The 20,004-nt window shown below is 71.6% G+C and carries 14 protein-coding genes and 2 pseudogenes; 9 read left to right on the top strand and 7 right to left on the bottom strand.

From position 1 onward, the window contains the following. Positions 1-85: 85 nt before the first annotated feature. The 3 genes and pseudogenes from KS03_RS33295 to KS03_RS03005 form a co-directional block, all read right to left on the bottom strand. Positions 86-1,549, bottom strand: a pseudogene (locus KS03_RS33295) (ATP-binding protein); the annotation flags it as partial. A gap of 69 nt (positions 1,550-1,618) precedes the next feature. Next, positions 1,619-2,374, bottom strand: a pseudogene (locus KS03_RS33300) (PDC sensor domain-containing protein); the annotation flags it as partial. Between the two features lie 206 nt (positions 2,375-2,580). Next, complete coding sequence (locus KS03_RS03005) at positions 2,581-3,504, bottom strand: alpha/beta fold hydrolase (RefSeq protein WP_015878248.1); 924 nt, start codon at positions 3,502-3,504, stop codon at positions 2,581-2,583. Between the two features lie 394 nt (positions 3,505-3,898). On the opposite strand from KS03_RS03005, the gene KS03_RS03010 reads away from it, so the two are divergent. From KS03_RS03010 to KS03_RS03040, 7 genes are all read left to right on the top strand, one after another. After that, positions 3,899-4,231: a hypothetical protein gene (locus KS03_RS03010; protein WP_015878247.1), complete on the top strand. Its 333-nt coding sequence runs from the start codon at positions 3,899-3,901 to the stop codon at positions 4,229-4,231. 190 nt (positions 4,232-4,421) lie between these two features. Further along, positions 4,422-5,270, top strand: coding sequence for a presqualene diphosphate synthase HpnD (gene hpnD / locus KS03_RS03015; RefSeq protein ID WP_015878246.1), 849 nt, complete (start codon positions 4,422-4,424; stop codon positions 5,268-5,270). A 354-nt stretch (positions 5,271-5,624) separates the two neighbouring features. Then, entirely contained in the window at positions 5,625-7,955 is a 2,331-nt protein-coding gene (gene shc, locus KS03_RS03020; RefSeq protein ID WP_015878245.1) for a squalene--hopene cyclase, read from the top strand. Then, entirely contained in the window at positions 7,956-8,663 is a 708-nt protein-coding gene (locus KS03_RS03025) for a phosphorylase (RefSeq protein ID WP_015878244.1), read from the top strand. It abuts the gene before it with no gap. A 256-nt stretch (positions 8,664-8,919) separates the two neighbouring features. After that, a complete protein-coding gene (locus KS03_RS03030; protein WP_015878243.1) occupies positions 8,920-9,954 on the top strand; it encodes a C45 family autoproteolytic acyltransferase/hydrolase in 1,035 nt (344 codons plus the stop codon). Between the two features lie 70 nt (positions 9,955-10,024). Then, complete coding sequence (locus KS03_RS03035) at positions 10,025-11,371, top strand: aspartate aminotransferase family protein (protein WP_015878242.1); 1,347 nt, start codon at positions 10,025-10,027, stop codon at positions 11,369-11,371. Positions 11,372-11,547: 176 nt separating this feature from the next. Beyond that, positions 11,548-12,111, top strand: coding sequence for a carboxymuconolactone decarboxylase family protein (locus KS03_RS03040; RefSeq protein ID WP_015878241.1), 564 nt, complete (start codon positions 11,548-11,550; stop codon positions 12,109-12,111). A 39-nt stretch (positions 12,112-12,150) separates the two neighbouring features. Here the strand turns inward: KS03_RS03040 and KS03_RS03045 are convergent, their stop codons facing one another. Then, entirely contained in the window at positions 12,151-13,089 is a 939-nt protein-coding gene (locus KS03_RS03045) for an MlaA family lipoprotein (protein ID WP_015878240.1), read from the bottom strand. Next, positions 13,082-15,712: a hopanoid transporter HpnN gene (gene hpnN, locus KS03_RS03050; protein ID WP_015878239.1), complete on the bottom strand. Its 2,631-nt coding sequence runs from the start codon at positions 15,710-15,712 to the stop codon at positions 13,082-13,084. Before hpnN ends, KS03_RS03045 begins: the two co-directional genes overlap by 8 nt. A 325-nt stretch (positions 15,713-16,037) precedes the next feature. On the opposite strand from hpnN, the gene KS03_RS03055 reads away from it, so the two are divergent. Beyond that, positions 16,038-16,634 (top strand): MlaC/ttg2D family ABC transporter substrate-binding protein, encoded by a 597-nt coding sequence (locus KS03_RS03055; protein ID WP_015878238.1) that lies wholly within the window; start codon positions 16,038-16,040, stop codon positions 16,632-16,634. 235 nt (positions 16,635-16,869) lie between these two features. Here KS03_RS03055 and KS03_RS03060 read toward each other — a convergent pair whose 3' ends face one another. Continuing rightward, entirely contained in the window at positions 16,870-17,550 is a 681-nt protein-coding gene (locus tag KS03_RS03060; protein WP_017924340.1) for a response regulator, read from the bottom strand. After that, positions 17,547-18,944 (bottom strand): cache domain-containing protein, encoded by a 1,398-nt coding sequence (locus KS03_RS03065; protein WP_015878236.1) that lies wholly within the window; start codon positions 18,942-18,944, stop codon positions 17,547-17,549. Before KS03_RS03065 ends, KS03_RS03060 begins: the two co-directional genes overlap by 4 nt. 318 nt (positions 18,945-19,262) lie before the next feature. Here KS03_RS03065 and KS03_RS03070 point away from each other — a divergent pair, with 318 nt between their 5' ends. Beyond that, positions 19,263-19,952 carry a response regulator transcription factor gene (locus KS03_RS03070; RefSeq protein ID WP_015878235.1) on the top strand — a complete coding sequence of 230 codons (690 nt, stop codon included), beginning with the start codon at positions 19,263-19,265 and terminating at the stop codon, positions 19,950-19,952. Positions 19,953-20,004 lie beyond the last annotated feature (52 nt).

Consider the following 20,004-nt stretch of genomic DNA (forward strand, 5'->3'; position numbering starts at 1 on the left):
TCCACGCTCACCAAGCCATCGGGGCGCCGTCGGTGGCGCGCGCCGCACCTGACGTTCCGGCGTGCCGGTGGCGTCCGGCCCGATCTCAGCTTCGCGTGGCCCGGCGCGCGTCACGCCCCTCGCGGATCGCCTGCAGTATCTCGTCGAGCAGGCCGATGTCGAACGGCTTCGATAGCACGCGCGCGTTGACGCGCCGCGTGCGGTCGAGCTCCTCCGCGTAACCGGTGACGAGAATCACCGGCAGCGGCGCGCCGGGGCGGGACTCGATGATCTCGGCCAGATCGATGCCGTTGAGCTTGCCCGGCATGTGGATGTCGGAGATCACGAGGTCGTAGGGGCGCATCTCGTCGTCGGGCGCGACGGGGGCGTTCAGCAGCGCGAGCGCGTCGTCGGCGTTGGCCGCGTAGGTGACGCGATGGCCGAGCAGCGCGAGCAGCGCCTCGGTGCCGGCGGCCACGTCGCCGTTGTCCTCCACCAGCAGGATGCGCAGCCCTTCGTGCCGTGCCTGCGTGGCCGGCGCCTTGCTGCGCGGCGCGGCGGGCGGCGCCGGCGCCGGGTCGCCCGCCTTCGCGCGCGGCAGATAGAGCCGCACCGTGGTGCCCCGCCCTTGCTCGCTGTCGATCGTCGCGATGCCGCCCGAGCGCTCGCAGAACGCGAACACCTGCGGCAGTCCGAGGCCCGTGCCCATCCCCTTCGGCTTGGTGGTGAAGAGCGGCTCGAACGCATGGGCGAGCACCTCCGGCGGCATGCCGCTGCCGGTGTCCGACAGCGCGATGCAGACGTAGTCGCCCGTCAGCGGAAAGCCGTCCTCGTGGCGGAACGTGAGGTTCTGCGCGGCGATCGTGAAGCGCCCGCCGGTCGGCATCGCGTCGCGCGCGTTCACCGACAGGTTGATCACGGCCAGCTCGAGTTCGGCGAGGTCGACGCGGATCGGCCAGATGTCGGGCGGCATCTCGATGACGAGCGAGGACTTCGAACTCAGCGAAGTCTTCAGCAGCTCGCGGCACGACGAGCCGAGCCATTGCGGCACGTCGATCGTCTCGCTGCGCAGCGGCTGCTTGCGCGCCACGCCGAGCAGCTGGCGCGTGAGCGACTGGCCGTTCTTCAGCGCGCGCTCGACGGCGGTCAGCTCGGTGTCGAGCTGGTCGGCGCCGCGCCGGCGGACGATCTGGATATTGCTCGAGATGATCATCAGCAGGTTGTTGAAGTCGTGCGCGACGCTGCCCACCAGGTTGCCGAGCGCTTCCATCTTGCGCGACTGCCGGTACGCCGATTCGATCGAGCGGCGCATCGAGGCCTCGGCCTGCCAGCGGTCCCAGGCTTGCTCCTCCACGCGCAGCCGTTTCAGCGACAGCCAGATCACGCACCAGAGCGCGAGCGACGGCGCGAACATCGACACGAACAGCACGCTCAGGTGTTCGTACCAGGCCTGCCAGATCGCGGACGCGCGGTACGCGCAGGTGACGTACACCGGATAGGCGCCGACCTGCCGATACGCGACGATTTCGGTCATGCCGTCATGCTGGACGCGCGAGATGCCGGCGTGCGAATTCGCGTCGCGCGCGTTGACGAACGGCGCGACGCGCTCGTCGAGCTTCTCGTCGCCGCTGTCGGGCGGCGGCGGGTACGCGGCGAGCACGGCACCGTCGCTGCGCGTGAGCGCCATCGTCATCGGCGAGCCTTCGCCGCCCAGCAGCTCGCGGTAAAACGCGTTGAAGTACGAGGATTTCAGCGCGATCGACACCATGCCGGCGAAGCTGCCGTCGCTGTGCCGGCGCGCGACACCGGTGTTGAACACCAGGCTCGGCGTGGCCGAGCGCAGCGGGCCGCGCATCGGCCGCGAGATATGCTCGATCACCTTGCCGTCGCGGATGCCGATGAAGTCGTCGCGGTTCGCGATCGAGGCATAGGGCGCCGGGTAATAGAGGCTGTTGGCGAGCAGCATTCCGCTCGCGCCGAAGATCGATACCGCGGCCACCTGCGGATAGCCGCCGCCGATGGTGTTCAGGGCGTCGTGGATGTCGGCCTCCGCGTTGCGCACCGCCTGGTCGTCGAGATCGTGGACCAGGTCGACGATGCGCGCGTCGAGCGATTCGGTCAGGTCGAACACCTTCAGCGCGTGCTCCTCGGCCACGCGCACGGTGCGCATCGTCACGTCGCGCGCGGTGGCCTCGCGCGCGCGCAGGTCGTTGTAGGCCATCACGGCGACGTAGATGCAGGGCAGCACGATCGCGGCGGCGAGCAACACGATCAGCGTGATCCGGCGGACCGCGAAGTCGTGTTCGGGCGCGCCCGAGGCGAACGACGCGTCGTCGTCCTGCCAGTCCGCGGCGGCGGACGAGGCGCGTGAAGCGTCAGGCCGGTCAGACTTCATGGTGAAGATGCGAGACTGCGTGTGGTGGCGGTATTGCTCGATCGCCATCATAAACGACTCGGGCAGCGTCGCTTCCGGCCCGTTTGCGCATCGCTGGCGCCTCGTCCGTGCCGCGCCGGCGCATCGGCGGCGGCGCGTTCGCCGAGCGCGCCGCGCTCGCATCGCGCGTGCCGGCCGCGCGCCCGGAGCATGGGGTCATGCGCGCTTCATGTGGCGCTCGTCGACGGCCCGCCGTGGGCGCGCGCGATCGCGACCAGCTGGTCGGCGAGCGCTTCCGGCTGCGACAGGTAGGGCGAATGGCTGCTGGCCAGCCGGTGCACGTGGGTGGGCTGCTGCGGCGCGAAGGCGTTGGCCTCGGCGATGAAGCGCTGCTGCAGCGCGGGCAGCAGCACACGGTCGCTCTCGCACATCACGTAGTGCCGCTCGATCGATCCCCAGCGCTGCGGCGTGGTCGCGATCGGCGCGGAGAACGGCGCGGGCGGCAGGTCCGACGACATCAGGCGGGTCGCGGCGCGGAACGTCGCGTCGTCGACGTCCTCGAACAGCGCCTGCCTCAGCATCGCCAGATAGCCGGCGTCGCGGCTGGCGGGATTGATGCGCAGCGCGCCGATGGCGCGCGGGCTCGCGCACATCAGCGCGGCCAGCGCCTCGCCGTGATTCTCCGGCGCGCGCAGGTAATCGAGGCCGGCCATGCCGGAGGCCGGCATGAACGCGGCCACGTAGACGAGCTTCGCGATCCGCTCCGGCGCGCGCTCGGCCGCCGCCGTGATCGCCAGGCCGCCCATGCTGTGGCCCACCAGCACGACGCGCTCGTGGCCGAAGGCGCGCGCCTCGTCGATCGTGCGCAGCACGCTGTCGGTGTAGTCGTCGAGCGTCGTCGCCGGCACCGGCGACGGCTCGCTGCCCATGGCCGCGCCGTCCGCTGCACCGAACGCCGCCGGATAGCGGGCGTCGAGCCCGTGCGCGGGCAGGTCGCGCGCGAGACTCGGATGGCCGCGCGTGGCCAGCGCCGCGCCGAGCCGCTGATAGGCCCACGCGCCGTGCCAGGCCCCGTGCACGAGCACGAACGGCAGGCGCGTGGCCGTGGCGTGGTGGGGATGGGCTGGCGCTTCGGTCTCGGAACGGGCCACGGTGTCTCTCCTGATTGGATAGTGGGCGGAACTCGCCGCTGCGGGCGGCAGGTCCGGTGCCCCGATGGTGCCAGAGCGCGTCGGATCCCGGCAATTCCGGGCAATCCCATGGAGTGTGAGTCCCCACTATCAAGCAATGCAGGATGAGGTGGCGCTACCCTGCCGTGTCGCGCGTTCCACGGGCGCGCGAGCACGCGGGCCGCAGCAGGCCGCATGGAACGGCAGGCGGCGCAGCCATCTCGCCGCGGCTGTGCGTCCCGCCGCCGCCGGGGCGGCGTGACGGGTTCGGCGTGACGGAACTGTTACCGGCGCGCCACAGCAGATCGTCTTGCCTATTCCATTCAGCCGGCTTCCCGCGCTAATTTCCGATATTCGCCCCTCATGATCGCGCCTCATGAATTCCGACTATCTGTTCTATCGCCGTCCAGCGACGCCCGGCCCCTACTCGCTCGACGACCTTGGCGAGGTCGCGCCGTCGATCGCGCCGGGCCACGAGATTCGCGATGCCATCGACCGCGTGATCAGCGATCTCGCCTGGCGCGAATCGGAGGACGTGCCCGGTGCCTGGTTCGGTGAGGGCGTCGCCAGCTTTCATCTCACTGTCGAGAGCGACGGCCATGTCACGAGCTTCATGGGCTCGCGTCTGGAACGCCGCCAGGTGCTGCAGCTGGCGCGCGCCTTGGGCCTGATTGCGCTGGATCTGCAACGCGACGTGGTGTTCGCGTAAGTTGCCGGTTCCGTGGGGCCGGACGGCGGCAGTCGCCGGCAAACATTGCTATACTTCGGCCCATTTCCGGCCATCCACCGGCCAATCAAGCCTGTCTGCGCGCATCGTTCGCGCATCTCGCACGCAATTCCATCCCCCGCCGGGCATGGCTACTTCCATCGCCCGCGAGGGCGTCTTAGCGGAGCTCGTCTTGACCGTTTCCCATTCTGTCGTGGACGAAACCCAAATCGATGCCGCTGCCGCTACCTCGGGCAGCTCGTTCTATCACGCGATGCGGATCCTGCCGGCTCCGCAGCGCGAGGCCATGTTCCAGGTGTATGCGTTCTGCCGCGCCGTCGACGACATCGCCGACGATGGCGGCACGCGCGAGGAACGCGCGGCGGGGCTCGACCGCTGGCGCGCCGACATCGACGCCTGCTTCGCCGGCCAGCCGCGCGCCTCGCTCGTGCCGCTCACGCGGGAAATCCGTCGGTTCGGCCTGAAGCGCGAGGATTTCCACGCCATGATCGACGGCATGGCGATGGATGCGGCCGAGGATATCTGCGCACCCGACGAAGCCACGCTCGATCTGTATTGCGATCGCGTCGCGAGTTCGGCCGGGCGGCTGTCGGTGAGAATTTTCGGGATGCAGGAGGCGCCCGGCATCGAGCTGGCGCACCATCTCGGCCGCGCGCTGCAGCTGACCAACATCCTGCGCGACATCGACGAGGACGCCGACATCCACCGCTGCTACCTGCCGCGCGAGCTGCTCGAGCGCGAAGGCATCGCGCTCGGCGATCCGCGCGCGATCGCGCGGCACCCGGCGCTGCCGCGTGTGTGCGCGACGCTGGCCGAGCGCGCGCTGGCGCATTTCGCGCAGGCCGACCGCGTGATGGACGGCGCGCCGCGCGCCCAGGTCCGCGCCCCGCGCATCATGTCGGGCGCCTATCGCTGCATCCTCGAGGCGGCGCTGGCCCGAGGCTTCGCGGCACCGCGCCAGCCGCTGCGCAAGCCGCGCCTGCGCATGCTGCTGATCGCGCTGCGCTACGCGTTTTTCTGATTCGATGTCGGCCATCGACCGGGCGATCGGCGGATCGCCCGCCGCGCCGTTGGGTTTGCCGGCCCGACCGCGCTCAGGCGTGGTACTTGAATGTGAGTGCACGCTTTTGCTGGATGCCTTGTCACTCGTGTATGTCGATGCATATAACGAGGCGGGGCTCCGATCTGCCGGCCGGGGTTCGCGCGGATTCGTCCGTGGCGGGCCGCCGGCATTCGAAACCGAAACGCCCGGCCGCGCCTGCTCGCGGGCCGGGTCCGCCGTGCGCGGGCACCGGGTCCGCCGCCCTGCCCGCGTCGATCGACGGGGCGTGCCGCCGAGCGGTACCGCACGCGCCGCATGACAAGAGAGGGACCGATGAACGATCTCACCAATTCGAGCGCGCCGGGCGCGAGGCCAGACGACGCGACGCCGTCCGCTGCCGGACCCACGCCCGCAGAGGCGGCGGGCGGCGCCGTCGCACCGTCGCGCGCCGTGCAGCCCGCCGATACCCAAACGGCAGCGACCGGCGCCGCCGGTGCGGCCGCGGCGGTTGGCGCGACGCCCGCCGAACTCGCCGCCACTGCGCCGGCATCGTCCGGCACGCCGGCCGGCGCCTCTGCCGCACCGGCACCATCCGGCACGCCGTCGGTCGACGCGCCCGCCGAGCTCGCCTCCGCCGCACCGGCTCCGTCCGGCGCCACGCCTGCCGCCACTGCCACCGCAGCCACCGCGCCGGCGCCGGCCCGCGCGGCATCGATCGATGCCCCCGCCCTCGCCGCCGCCGATCTCGATGCGGCCATCACGCGCGCCACCGACGCGCTGCTCGCCGCCCAGCAAGCCGACGGCCACTGGATCTACGAGCTGGAGGCCGATTCGACGATTCCCGCCGAATACGTGCTGCTGGTCCATTACCTCGGCGAGACGCCCAACCTCGAGCTCGAACGCAAGATCGCGCGCTACCTGCGCCGCGTGCAGCTGCCCGGCGGCGGCTGGCCGCTGTTCACCGACGGCGCGCCCGACGTCAGCGCGAGCGTGAAGGCCTACTTCGCGCTGAAGATGATCGGCGACGACGCGAACGCCGAGCACATGGTGCGCGCCCGCAATGCGATCCACGCGATGGGCGGCGCCGAGATGTCGAACGTGTTTACGCGCATCCAGCTCGCGCTGTTCGGCGTGGTGCCGTGGTTCGCGGTGCCGATGATGCCGGTCGAGATCATGCTGCTGCCGCAGTGGTTCCCGTTCCACCTTTCGAAGGTGTCGTACTGGGCGCGCACCGTGACCGTGCCGCTGCTGGTGCTCAGCGCGAAGCGCCCGCTCGCCAGGAATCCGCGCGGCGTGCGGGTCGACGAGCTGTTCGTCGCCCCGCCCGTGAACGCCGGCCTGCTGCCGCGCGCGGGACACCAGAGCCCGGCCTGGTTCGCCTGCTTTCGCCTGCTCGACGGCCTGCTGCGCCTGACCGACGGGCTGTTCCCGCGCTACACGCGCGAGCGCGCGATCCGCCAGGCCTTGCAGTTCGTCGACGAGCGCCTGAACGGCGAGGACGGCCTCGGCGCGATCTATCCGGCGATGGCGAACTCGGTGATGATGTACGCCGCGCTCGGCTATCCCGAGGATCATCCGAACCGCGCGACCGCGCGCCGCGCGATCGAGAAGCTGCTGGTGATCCATGACGACGAGGCCTATTGCCAGCCGTGCCTGTCGCCCGTCTGGGACACCTCGCTCGCGGCCCACGCCCTGCTCGAGACCGGCGAGCCGCGCGCCGAAGCCGCCGCGATCCGCGGCCTGGACTGGCTGCGCCCGCTGCAGATCCTCGACGTGCGCGGCGACTGGATCTCGCGCCGCCCCGACGTGCGGCCCGGCGGCTGGGCGTTCCAGTACGCGAACCCGCACTACCCCGACGTCGACGATACGGCCGTGGTCACGCTCGCGATGGATCGCGTGGCCAAGCTCGCGCAGACCGATGCCTACCGCGACGCGATCGCGCGTGCGCGCGAGTGGGTGGTGGGCATGCAGAGCAGCGACGGCGGCTGGGGCGCGTTCGAGCCCGAGAACACCCACCAGTACCTGAACAGCATCCCGTTCTCCGATCACGGCGCGCTGCTCGATCCGCCCACCGCCGACGTGTCGGGCCGCTGCCTGTCGATGCTCGCGCAGCTCGGCGAGACTGCCGCCAACAGCGCGCCCGCCCGCCGCGCGCTCGACTACCTGCTGGCCGAGCAGGGGGCCGACGGCAGCTGGTACGGCCGCTGGGGCATGAACTACATCTACGGCACCTGGAGCGCGCTCGGCGCGCTGAACGCGGCCGGCCTGCCGTTCGACGATCCGCGCGTGAAGCGCGCCGCGCAGTGGCTGCTGTCGATCCAGAACCCGGACGGCGGCTGGGGCGAGGACGGCGACAGCTACAAGCTCGACTATCGCGGCTACGAGCGCGCCGCCAGCACCGCGTCGCAGACGGCCTGGGCGCTGCTCGGCCTGATGGCGGCCGGCGAGGTCGAGCATCCCGCCGTGGCGCGCGGCATCGCCTGGCTCGCGGCCCAACAGCGCGAGCACGGCCTCTGGGACGAGGCGCGCTTCACCGCCACGGGTTTCCCGCGCGTGTTCTATCTGCGCTACCACGGCTATCGCAAGTTCTTCCCGCTGTGGGCGCTCGCGCGCTACCGCAATCTGCGACGCACCGGCACCCGGCGCGTGACGGTGGGCATGTAGATGCGGGTGGCCACCTCCACCCCGCGCGCGCCCGTGATCGCCGTCAGCGGCATGGCGTTCGAGGCGAGGATCGCGGCCGGCGACGGTGTCGAAACCGTGTTCGCCGCGCGCGCGGACCGGCTCGAACGCGCGCTGTCGCAAGCCATGGCGCGCGGCTGCGCCGGCATCGTCAGCTTCGGCACGGCGGGCGGGCTCGCGCCCGATCTCGCGCCGGGCACGCTGATCGTCGCCGATGCGATCGACGGCCCGTTCGGCGAGGTCGCGACCGACGCGGCCTGGCATCGCCGGCTGCTCGCCGCCCTGCGCGGCACGCCGCTCGCCGCGAGCGTGCGGCGCGGGCGGCTCGCGGCGGTCGGCGCGCCGGTGATCGACGCGCGGCACAAGGCCGTGCTGCACGCGCGCCACGGCGCGCTCGCGGTCGACATGGAATCGCACATCGCGGCGGCCTTCGCGGCGGCGCGCGGCGTGCCGTTCGCCGTCTGCCGCGCGATCGTCGATCCGTCGTGGCGCACCCTGCCGCCGGCCGCCACGGCCGGGCTGCGCGACGACGGCAGCACCGCGATCATGCCGATCCTGCGCGAACTCGCGAAGCAGCCGTCGCAGCTCGGCGCGCTGCTGAAGCTGGCCGGCGACGCGCGCGCCGCGAAGGCGACGCTGATCCAGGCGCGCCGCGCGTTCGAGCGCGAGGGCGCCTGGCGCGGCCTGTGAGCCGTCGCTCCCGCGGCCCCTGAGGCCTCGGGCCCGCGGCGCCCTTGCCCGGGCGGCGGCGCGCGGCGGCCGGCAGCACTGCCGCCCGGCTCGCGACGCCGCAGCGATTCCGGGCGATGCCCGTCGATTCGTCGATTGCTCTCGACTTCCTCCTGACCGCGCTGCGCCTGCGCGCGAATTCCGTCACGGCCGCAATGACAACAAATGTTGTTTTGAATATAATTAGAGAATCAAATGTTGTGATACGGAATGTCCGATGAAAGCACTGCAACCCGTCGTCGTTGCCGGTTCCGCGCACGAGATCGGGTGCCGGCTCGGTGAGCTCGCGCGCCCCGTGATGGCCGCATACACGGCGCAAAGCGGCGCCTGGCAGGCGGTGATGGCGCGCCGCGGCGACCCGTTGCTGGCCGCGCTGCGGCGCGAGGCCGAGGCCGCGTTTCCCGAGTTCGTCGCGGAGCTCGACGGCATGGCCGCCGGCCTCGGCCTGGACGCCGCCGACCTGTTCGCCTGGAACTGCCGCGGCGAACTGCTGAACCACCGCGGCGACGGCTGCACCACGGTGGCCGCCAGCACGCCGCAGCTGCAGCGCATCGTGCACAACGAGGACGGCGATCCGTTCCTGCTCGATCGCTGCCTGCTGGTGGACGTGCGGCCCGAGCGCGGCCCCGGCTTCCTGAGCTTCTACTATCCGGGTTCGCTGCCGGGCCACACGTTCGCCGTCAATCGCGCGGGCCTGGTGCAGACCATCAACAACCTGCGGATCACGGCACCGGCGCCGGGCGTGCCGCGCATGGTGCTCGCGCGCGCGGTGCTCGCGGCGGCCTCGCTCGACGCGGCGCTGGCGATCCTGCGCGAGCGGCCGCGCGCGAGCGGCTTCCATCACATGCTCGGCTGCGCCGGCGCGGCGCGCGTGCTCAGCGTCGAGGCGAGCGTGGCGCGCACCTCGGTGCTGACGGTCGAGGGCGTGTTCGGCCACGCCAACCACCTCGTGCATCGGGGGCCATGCGCCGATGCCGATGCGCAGATCGTGACGGCGTCCTCGCGCGACAGGCAGGCCCGGCTCGCCACGCTGCTGCCCGCGCTCGGCGAGCCCGGCATCGATGCGCTCACGGGCGTGCTGGCCGATCGCGGCGGCCCCGGCCTGCCGATCTTTCGCGACGATCCGGACGATCCCGACGTCGAGAACACGCTCGCCACCGCCTCGTTCGACATCGATGCGCATGGCGTCGATTTCGTGGTCCGGCGCGCCGGACAGCACGGCTTCGCGATGCGCATCGCGCGCCTGCCGTGATCGCCGCGCGCCGCACGAAGCGCGCGCCTCGCATCGAGGCGCCCTCTCTTCCCGCACCAGGAGCCAAGCCATGACCACGGTATTTCACCGCGCCCCGCGCGCGCGCCTGCCCGTTGCGGTGGCGGGCGACGGCATCGAGCTGATCGACGCCGACGGCAAACGCTATCTCGACGCCTGCGGCGGCGCGGCCGTCTCGTGCCTCGGCCACGGCAACGCGCGCGTGATCGCGGCGATCGAGCGGCAGGCGCGGCAGCTGGCCTACGCCCACACCTCGTTCTTCACCACCCCGGTGGCCGAGGAGCTGGCCGACCGGCTCGTCGCGGCGGCGCCGGACGGGCTCGGCCACGTCTATTTCGTGTCGGGCGGCTCGGAGGCGATCGAGGCCGCGCTGAAGCTCGCGCGCCAGTACTTCGTCGAACTCGGCGAGCCGGCGCGGCGGCACATCATCGCGCGCCGGCAGAGCTACCACGGCAACACGCTCGGCGCGCTCGCGATCGGCGGCAACGCATGGCGGCGCGAGCCGTTCCTGCCGCTGCTGATCGAGACGCATCATGTGGGCGCCTGCTATGCGTATCGCGAGCAGCGCGCTCACGAGAGCGAGGCCGCGTTCGCGCAGCGCCTCGCCGACGAGCTCGAAGCGAAGATCCTCGAACTCGGCCCGCAGACGGTGGCCGCCTTCGTGGCGGAGACGGTGGTGGGCGCGACGGCCGGCGCGGTGCCGCCGGTGCGCGAATATTTCCGCAAGATCCGCGCGGTCTGCGACCGCTACGGCGTGCTGCTGATCCTCGACGAAATCATGTCGGGGATGGGCCGCACCGGCTACCTGTTCGCCTGCGAGGAAGATGGCGTCGCGCCCGACATCGTGACGATCGCGAAGGGGCTGGGCGCCGGCTATCAGCCGATCGGCGCGATGCTGGCGAGCGATCGCGTCTACGACGCGATCGTCGGCGGCACCGGCTTTTTCCAGCACGGCCACACCTACCTCGGCCACGCGATCGCCTGCGCGGCCGCGCTGGAGGTGCAGCGCGTGATCGCCGAGGAGCGCCTGCTCGACAACGTGCGGGCGCGCGGCGAACAGTTGCGTGCGCAACTACGCGAGCGCTTCGCCGGCCATCCGGCCGTCGGCGACGTGCGCGGGCGCGGCCTGTTCGTCGGCGTCGAGTTCGTCGCCGATCGCGAGAGCAAGGCGACGTTCGCGCCGTCGCATCGCCTGCACGCGGCGCTGCGGCGCGAGGCGATGGCGCGCGGGCTGATGATCTATCCGATGGGCGGCACGATCGACGGACGGCGCGGCGACCACGTGCTGCTCGCGCCGCCGTTCATCTGCACGGCCGCGCAGATCGAGACGATCGTCGAGCGTCTGGCGCTGTCGCTCGACGCCGCGCTTGCCTCGAGCGGCGCATGGCCGGCCGCCTGATGCCCATGCCGCGCGCCGCCGGCGAACGGCGCGCGGCGGCGCACGATACTGGTCCCGCGCCCCGCCGCCCGGCTTCGCGAAGCCGGCGGCGCGCGCGATAATCGAGGCGGCTCGGCGGCCCCGGCTCCCGGCCGTTTGCCGCCGGCCCGCCCGCTTCCCGAACCCGGACTCACGACATGACCTCCCGCCTTCCCCCCTTCGATCGCAGCACCGCCACCGAGGCCCAGCGCGCGGTGCTCGACGAGATCCTCAGCGGCCCGCGCGGCAATCTCGACGGCCCGTTCCTCGGCTGGATCCACAGCCCGGCGCTGGCGCAGCATGCGCAGCGGCTCGGCGCGTTCTGCCGCTACGAGACCGGGCTGCCGCTGCGGCTGTCCGAACTCGCGATCTTGGCCACCGCCGCGCGCTGGCGTTCTCAGGCCGAATGGCACATCCACCATCCGATCGCGCTGCAGGCCGGCGTGCCGGCGGCGCTGGCCGAAGCGATCCGCCGCGGCGAGGCGCCGGTGTTCGACGGCGGCGCCGACAGCGACGACGCGCTGGTCTATCGCTTCGCGACCGAACTCTACGAAACGCGGCGCGTGTCCGACGCCACCTTCGAGGCGGCCCGCGCGCGTTTCGGCCTTCCGGTCGTGATCAATCTGGTCGGTCTGCTCGGCTATTACGCGCTGGTCGCGATGACGCTGAACGTGTTCGGGATGCGCGCGAACGGCCAGCAGACGCTGCCGTTCGCGGAGTGAGGCGGCCCCGGCGGATGCCGCGCCGCGCCGCGGCCGGACTCAGTGAGCGGCCGAGGCGCTGGCCGGGGCCGCCGGCATGACGGCGGCACCCGCGCCCGAGGCGGCACCCGCGGCCGAGGCGCCCGAGGCGGCGGCGGGCGCCGTGTCCTGCCCCGGGTCCGAGTAGTTCGGCAGCCCCTGCGGCTCGCTGCCCGCGCCGCTCGCGCCCCCCGCCTGCGCGCCGGGATCGTCGTAGTTCGGCAGCCCGCCCGGCAGCGTGCCGGCGGCGCTCGCCGCGCCGCCGCCTGCGCCGATGATCGCGCCGTGATACGTGGCCGAGCGCCGCTGCTGCGTGTAGGCGTCGCGCACGAACGAGTACTTGTCGAGCGCGGCCTGCTGCAAGAGGTCCGAGGCGCCGAGCAGGTCGGCCCGCGCGCTGATGAACTGCGCGATGTACATCGGGTTGCGCACGGCCGGCTCGATATAGTTGAGCAGGTTGAAGCGCACGTCCACCGCGCGGCCCACGCCGTCGCGGAACGAGCTCGGGCCGAACACCGGCAGCACCAGGTACGGGCCGGCCGGCACGCCCCAGCGCGCGAGCGTGAGCCCGAAGTCCTGATGATGCTTCGGCAGGCCGGCGGCCGACGCCACGTCGAACAGCCCCGCCACGCCGAACACCGAGTTGATCACGACGCGCATCACGTCCTCGGTGGCGTCGGTCACGCGCAGCTGCAGCAGGTTGTTGGCGAAGTTACTGAGGTCGCCGAGGTTGGAGAAAAAGCTGCTGATGGCGGTGCGCACCGGCGTGGGGGTCACCTTCTGGTAGCCGCGCGCGATCGGCACGGCGATATGGGTGTCCACCGTGTCGTTGAAAGTAAAGATGGCGCGGTTCATCGGCTCGAGCGGGTCGCCGGCGGTCTTGTTGGGGCCGGTCGCGCAACCGCCGAGCAGCAGGGCGCCGGCGCTCAGGGCGCCGGCCATGATTCGCTGTTTATTCATTGATTTCCGGGGATTGGGGCGCGCGTGGCACGCGCGGTTTGCCCATCAGCACGGGCTGGAACACTACGGCACCGATCAGCGTACAGGACAGGGCCAGCGCGAGTAGCTTGCCCATGCTCGCGGTACCCGGGTGGTGCGACAGCCACAGGCTGCCGAACGCGGTGGCGGTGGTCGCGGCGCTGAACAGCACCGCATGCGTGAGGCTCGATTGCAGCAGGCCGGTCTGGCCGGCGCGCCACGCCATCACGAAATACACCTTGAACGCCACGCCCACGCCGAGCATCAGCGGCAGCGCGATGATGTTCGCGAAGTTCAGCGACATGCCGAACACCACGCACAGCTCGAGCGTGACGATGCCCGACACCAGCAGCGGAATCAGCGTGCGCAGTACGTCGCCGAAGCGGCGCAGCGTGATCCAGAGCAGCACCGTGATGGCCAGGATCGACAGCCCGGCCGCCTGCAGGAACGCGCGGATGATGGTGTTCGCCGAATGCAGGATCGAGATCGGCCCGCCGATGGTGGCCGGCTCGGCGCGCTTCACGGCCTGCGCGAAGTGGCGCAGCATCACGTCGTCGCCGGAATCGACGCCGGGCGGCACCTTGGGCGAGATCTGCACGAGCGCGCGGCCGTCCGGCGCCACCCAGTCGCGCACCATCTGCGGCGGCAGGTTCGCGCGCGTGACCTCGTAGGGCTGCAGCAGCGCGGCGAGCTGGCCGAGCGCGATCTTCAGCGTGGCCGAGAACGCGTTCTCGGCGCGATCGCGCGTGGCCACGTCGGCCGCGGCAAGCTTGGCCAGCGACTGCGAGAGATGCTTCGCCTCGTCGGCACCCGGCCCCGGGTGGTCCTCCGCGGCGTAGCCGAGCAGTGCCGAGGCGCGCTTGAGCGCCGCCACGCGCTGCGCATCGCTGGCGGGCGGCGCGGCGGGCTGGGTCAGCGCGGGCAGCAGGGCGTCGGCGGCCGTCTTGATGATGGCGAGCTTCTGCGGCTGGTCGGCCGGCAGGAACGACGACAGCGTGGTGGTGCGGCCCACCTCGGGCAGCTTCGCGAGCCGCGCGGCGGCCGCGTCCGCGGCGGCCAGCGACGGCGCGAGCATGCGCACGTCGTTGACCGAGGCCTCGGGCGAATCCTTCAGCGCGATCAGCGTGGCCATCGATTCGCTGTGCGGATCCTTCAGGTGCAGCGGGTTGAAGTCGAAGTGCAGCCGCGTGAGCAGCGGCAGCGCGCCGATCACCACCACCAGCGTGCCGATCAGGATCGGCTTGCGGTGGCGGTCCAGGTAGTCGTCCACCGGTGCGAGGCGCGGGAAGCCCGGCGCCTTGGTCTCGCCGGGCGGGTGCAGCAGCTTGAGCAGCGCGGGCAGCAGCGTCATGGTGGTGAGCAGCGCGACGAACATGCCCACCCCCGCGATCAGGCCCAGCTCCGACACGCCGCGGTAGGCGGTGGGCAGGAACGAGAAGAAGCTCGCCGCCACCGCCGCGGTGGCGAGCGACAGCGGCACGCCCATCGAGTGCGCGGCGCCCAGCAGCGCATGGTCCAGATCCGGGTCGCGGTAGCGTTCCTCGCGGTACTTCACGCCGTACTGGATCGCGAAATCGACGCCGAGTCCGACGAACAGCACCATGAACGCGACCGAGATCATGTTCAGCGAGCCGACCATCGCGAGGCCGAGCGCGGCCGTCACGATCAGGCCGACCACCAGCGTGACGAGCACCGCGCCGATCATCCGCTTGGAGCGCAGCGCGAGCCACAGGATCACGAGCACCACCACGATCGTGCCGATGCCGTTGATGGCCGCGCCGTCCTCCACCGAGGCGAATTCCTCGTCGGCGAGCGGCTGCTCGCCGGTCAGGCGCACCACCGCGCCGAAGCGCTTGTCGAGGCCGAGCGAGGCGGCGGTGGCGCGGATCGTCTGCTCGGTCTGCTCGCCCGCCTTCAGCGCGCCGTAGTTGATCTGGGGCTCGACGGTCACGAACGCGAACGCGGGCTGCTTCGCGGCGTCGCCGTCCACCAGCGCGCGCCACGAGAACGCGGCCGGGCGGCCGGCCAGCACCTCGTCGACGGTGGCCGCCGCGCGGCCGAGCAGCGTCTTCATGCCGGGCAGCGTGACCTGGCCCGTCAGCAGCGGCTGACCGAGCGTGGTCGACAGCGTGGTGGCGAGGCCCGTCACGCTCGGGTCCTTCGCCAGCGTATTGACGAGCGGGCGCGCGCTGGTCAGCTTCGAGACGGTGCTGGCGAGTTCGGCCGGCGACAGGAACAGCAGCGCGTCATGTTCGAACAGCGGCCCGCCGGCCGGCAGCGAGACCTGGCCGATGCGGCCGGCGCGCGTGTCGCGGTCGAGCGCCGCGGCGAGCGCGTCGGCCGCCGCCGAGGCGAATTCGGGCGCCGGCGCCTCCACCACCGCGAGGATCGTCTGGCTGCGCTGCGGGAACGCCTGGTCGATCGCGTCGCCGAGCGCGGCCCATTGCGGCTCGTTGTCGAGCAGCTTGCTGACGTCGGTGTTGATCCTGAAGTGCTGGACGGCATAGACGCCGCCGAGCGCGGCGATCACGAGCGACAGGACGACGACCAGCAGCGGGCGCCGCACGGACCAGGCAACGAGTCGGACGAATAGGGTTCTCAACATGGGCAGGCTGGCGTGGCCCGCGATCGGGCAAAGTGGCCAAGTATACCGGCGCGGCGGTTTCCGGGGCGGCAACCCGCCGCGCGGGTCGCGGCCCGGCCGGGCCTCCTTGAAACGGTGTCAAATCATGCGAATCGCGGCCTGCGGCGCGGCATTCAGGATGCCGGCCGTCGGTGACGAAGCGGCGCGCGCGCCGCTTCGGTAACCGCGCCGTAACAAGCGTAGCAAGCCGGGCTGCCGCGGCGCGGGCGCCGGCCGGCGCGGCTATACTGTCCCGACCCGGTGCCGGCTGGCGCCGGCTTCTTTTTTTCGAGAGTCCGAACTACGCATGAAACGCCATCTGATTGCATTCGTCGCCGCAGCGGCCGTCTCCGTGTCGGCCTTCGCGCAGAGCGCGCCCGTGGATGTCGTCCGCTCCGCGGTGGAAGGTACCGTCAACGCGATGAAGTCGGATCCCGCCGCGCGCGGCGGTGACATGAACAAGATCACGCAGATTGTCGAGACGCGATTTTTGCCCGTCACCAACTTCGAGCGCACCACGCGCATCGCGGTGGGCAGTGCCTGGGGCCAGGCCTCGCCGGCCCAGCAGCAGGAGCTCTACAAGCAATTTCGGCTCCTGATGACGCGCACCTACGCGGCCTCACTCGCGCAGCTGGGCGGGCAGGATGCGAAGTTTACGTTCAAGGCCAGCGGCGAGAACGCCAGTGACGCGCTGGTGCGCTCCACCGTGACCACGCCGGGCGACACGCAATCGGTGGGCTACCGGCTCGACAAGGAAGGCGGCGGCTGGAAGATCTACGACATCGACATGTCGGGCGCGTGGCTGATCCAGGTCTATCAAGGGCAGTTCAAGGCGCAGCTCGCCCAGGGCGGCATCGACGGCCTGATCCAGTTCCTGCAGAAGCACAACGCGCGCGTGAACTGAGGGCGCGGCACCGTACCGCCGCCGCGGCCGAAAAACGGCCCGCCGGCGGCGCGCGCGAGCCGCGGTTCGGGAATGCGCCTTGCTCGCGCGGGCTTGCGTGATGGCCGGCGCGGCGGCCCTCGATGAGCGCGCAGGCCCGGTCGCGCGCCAGCGCGGCCGTCGATGCGTACAGGGAAGGATCGGGTGCCGCAGGCCGGGTGCCGGCGGGCCGCCTCCCCGGCGCAGCCGCATGGCCTCAGCGCCGCCGGTGCTCGACCGCGAACTTGATCAGCTCGGCCTGCCCCTCGATGCCGAGCTTGCGCTTCAGGTTGAGCCGGTGGGTCTCGACGGTGCGCACCGACAGCCCGTTGTGCAGCGCGATCTGCTTGCTCGAGAGCCCCTCGGCGAGCGCATCGAGGATGTCGCGCTCGCGCGGCGTGAGCCGCTCGAGCGGCCCCGCCCCGGCGCTCGCCTGGATCATCCGCGCCGCCAGCCCCTCGCTGAAGAAGGTCTGGCCGGCCAGCACCGCGACGATGCCGCGAATGATCTCGCTGGCGGGCGAATCCTTCAGCAGGTAGCCGCTCGCGCCGGCGCGCACGGCCTGCGTCACGTATTCGACGTTGTCGTGCATCGACAGCATCACCACCCGGATCGCGGGAAAACGTTCGTGGAACGCGGCGGCGAGCGCGATGCCGTTCATGCCCTGCATGCCGACGTCCATCAGCGCGAGGTCGGGCTCGAGCGTCCCGGCGAGCGCGAGCGCGTCGGCGGCGTTGCCGGCCTCGCCCGCCACCACGAAGCCGGGCACCGCCTCGAGGCGCATCTTGAGGCCGTCGCGCACCAGCGGGTGGTCGTCCACCAGCAGCAGGCGGGCGCACGGTCCGGGCTGGGCCGGCTGTCGGGGCGGCGGACTGGCGCCGGGAGAGGCAAGGGTCATCGTCGGGCTCCTGTCTGGGTGGCGGGCAGCGGCACGCGCACGGAAACGACGGTATGGCCTGGCTGCGAGCGGATCGCCAGCGTGCCGCCGATCGCGTCGATCCGTTCGCGCATGTTGCGCAGGCCCACGCCGCCGTGCGGATCGGCCTGAATGCGCTCGACGTCGAAGCCGCAGCCGTTGTCGGCGACGGCCAGCGCCACCGAGTGCGCGGCGATCTCCAGCGAGACCGCGCCGCGCGTGGCCTGCGCATGGCGGACCAGGTTGGTCAGGGCTTCCTGCGCGATCCGGAACAGCGCGGTGTTGACGGCGGCCGGCAGCGGCCGCGAGCCCGAGTGCACGATCTGCGTGTAGCCGAGCTCCACGCCGGTCTCGCTGCCCAGCTCGCGGACCAGCTGGTCGAGCGCGGCGGCCAGCCCGAGATCGTCGAGCATCGCGGGGCGCAGCGCATGCGAGATGCGGCGCACCTCGCGCAGCACGTCGCCGAGCCGCGCGACGCTCTTGGCGAGCACGCCCTCGGCGGCCGCGTCGCGAGCCGGGCTGCGCTCGAAGCGCTCGAGTGCCGATTCGAGCATCAATTTCACCGATACCATCATCTGGCTGATGCCGTCGTGCAGCTCGCGCGACAGGCGCGCGCGCTCGTCTTCCTGCGATTCCACCACGCGCTGCGCGAGCGCCTTCAGGCGCGCATCGGCGTGCCGCGATTCGCTGACGTTGAGCACCAGCGCGCAGAGCGCGATCGCCGCGGCGCCGGCCAGTGCGATCGCAGCGAGGCCCTTCATGGTGCTGTCGATTTCGGCCGAGGCGCGCGCGTCGATGCGCGCGAGCGCGCGATCGACGTCGTCGAGGTAGATGCCGGTGCCGAGCATCCAGCCCCAGCGGTCGAGCCCGACCACGTAGCCGAGCTTCGGCTCGACCTTGCCGGTGGTGGGCCGTTGCCACAGATAGCGGACGTAGCCCTGGCCGTGCGAGGCGGCGGCGAGCAGATGCTGCATGGTGGGCGCGCCCTGCGGGTCGCGCATCGCCCAGAAGTTGCGGCCCACGCGCTCCGGCTCGCGCGGGTGCATCAGTGAGTCGCCCTGCATGTCGTAGACGAAGAAATAGCCGTCGGGGCCGAAGTCCATCTTGCGCAGGATCTCGAGCGCCTGGGCGCGGCGCGCGTCGTTGCCGGGCGCGCCGTCGCGCGAGGCTTCGTAGAGCGGCGCGATGGCGCTGGTGGCGAGTTCGACGTAATGCTTGAGCTCGAGCTCCTTGCTCGACAGGTAGGCGGCCTCGATCGTCTCGTGCTGCGCGCGCGCCAGTGCGGTGGCCTGCTGACGCACGCCGAAGCCGATGCCCGCGATCGCAGCCAGGAACGGCACGATCGCGAGCAGGAATATCTTCGCCTTGAGTTTCATGGTCGATCGACGCAAACACGCGGCGGCGCACCCGCCGCGCGACGCGCGCCGGAGCGCCAGGGTCCGCTATTGTCGGCGATTTCCGGCCGCCGCGACGCACCGCGTGTCAGCCCGGCCGTCGGTGCGACAGGCTGGCGAGCGGGCCGCGTGCCGGTCTGCCGCGGCGCGGCGTGCTGCGGCCCCGTCACGGCGCGGTCGCGGCCCTGCCGCCGTCCGGTCCGGCCGCGACGCGCGCGGCGAGCCGCGCCGGTCATAAGCGATTTCCCAATCGCCCGGCGGGTGAGTAAGATGGGCCATTTTCTGGAGGGAGTATCCGCAATGCTGACCGCCGTGCTGGAAGACGATGCCGACCAACGCGACCTGATCATGTTGTGGCTCGAACATGGCGGGCATCGCGTACACGGTTTTGCGACGGGCGCCGCGTTTACCGAGGCGCTGAAGAACGAGCGATTCCAGTTGCTCGTGATCGACTGGATGCTGCCCGACACCACGGGCGACGCGATGATCCAGTGGGTGCGCGACCACCTGGGCTGGAACGTGCCCGTGATCGTGCTGACCGCGCGCGACGACGAGCAGACGGTGCTGACCGCGCTGCGCGCCGGCGCCGACGACTATCTGGTGAAGCCGGCCCGCGCGGCCGAAATGCTGGCGCGGATCGCGGCGGTGGCGCGCCGCTACGGGATCGGCGGCAAGGCGCCGCTCACGCTCGGCGCCTACGAGATCGACATCCAGCGCGTGCGGATCGCCGTGAACGGCAGCTCGGTCGACCTCACGCAGAAGGAGTTCGACCTGGCCGTCTACATGTTCCAGAGCCCGGGCCAGCTGCTGTCGCGCGACCACCTGCTGAACCGCGTCTGGGGCGTGCATGCCGACGTCGACACGCGCACCGTCGACACGCACGTGAGCCGGCTGCGCAAGAAGCTGCAGCTGGACGGTTCCAACGGCTGGAAGGTCATCCCGATCTACGGCTACGGCTACCGCTGCGTGCGGCTCGACTCGCCCGAGTAAGGCGCGAGGGGCGGCCCGGCGCGGCGGCATGCAGCGGTGCGCGCGGCCGGAG

Origin of the sequence: Burkholderia glumae LMG 2196 = ATCC 33617 (assembly GCF_000960995.1) — a bacterium.
GTDB classification, from domain to species: domain Bacteria; phylum Pseudomonadota; class Gammaproteobacteria; order Burkholderiales; family Burkholderiaceae; genus Burkholderia; species Burkholderia glumae.

Bases quoted from the DNA above. Each gene is read 5' to 3' on its own strand.
- KS03_RS03010 (WP_015878247.1), top strand. From the start codon at position 3,899: ATGAATTCCGACTATCTGTTCTATCGCCGTCCAGCGACGCCCGGCCCC.
- shc (WP_015878245.1), top strand. From the start codon at position 5,625: ATGAACGATCTCACCAATTCGAGCGCGCCGGGCGCGAGGCCAGACGAC.
- KS03_RS03025 (WP_015878244.1), top strand. From the start codon at position 7,956: ATGCGGGTGGCCACCTCCACCCCGCGCGCGCCCGTGATCGCCGTCAGC.
- KS03_RS03030 (WP_015878243.1), top strand. From the start codon at position 8,920: ATGAAAGCACTGCAACCCGTCGTCGTTGCCGGTTCCGCGCACGAGATC.
- KS03_RS03035 (WP_015878242.1), top strand. From the start codon at position 10,025: ATGACCACGGTATTTCACCGCGCCCCGCGCGCGCGCCTGCCCGTTGCG.
- KS03_RS03040 (WP_015878241.1), top strand. From the start codon at position 11,548: ATGACCTCCCGCCTTCCCCCCTTCGATCGCAGCACCGCCACCGAGGCC.
- KS03_RS03045 (WP_015878240.1), bottom strand. From the start codon at position 13,089: ATGAATAAACAGCGAATCATGGCCGGCGCCCTGAGCGCCGGCGCCCTG.
- hpnN (WP_015878239.1), bottom strand. From the start codon at position 15,712: ATGTTGAGAACCCTATTCGTCCGACTCGTTGCCTGGTCCGTGCGGCGC.
- KS03_RS03055 (WP_015878238.1), top strand. From the start codon at position 16,038: ATGAAACGCCATCTGATTGCATTCGTCGCCGCAGCGGCCGTCTCCGTG.
- KS03_RS03060 (WP_017924340.1), bottom strand. From the start codon at position 17,550: ATGACCCTTGCCTCTCCCGGCGCCAGTCCGCCGCCCCGACAGCCGGCC.
- KS03_RS03065 (WP_015878236.1), bottom strand. From the start codon at position 18,944: ATGAAACTCAAGGCGAAGATATTCCTGCTCGCGATCGTGCCGTTCCTG.
- KS03_RS03070 (WP_015878235.1), top strand. From the start codon at position 19,263: ATGCTGACCGCCGTGCTGGAAGACGATGCCGACCAACGCGACCTGATC.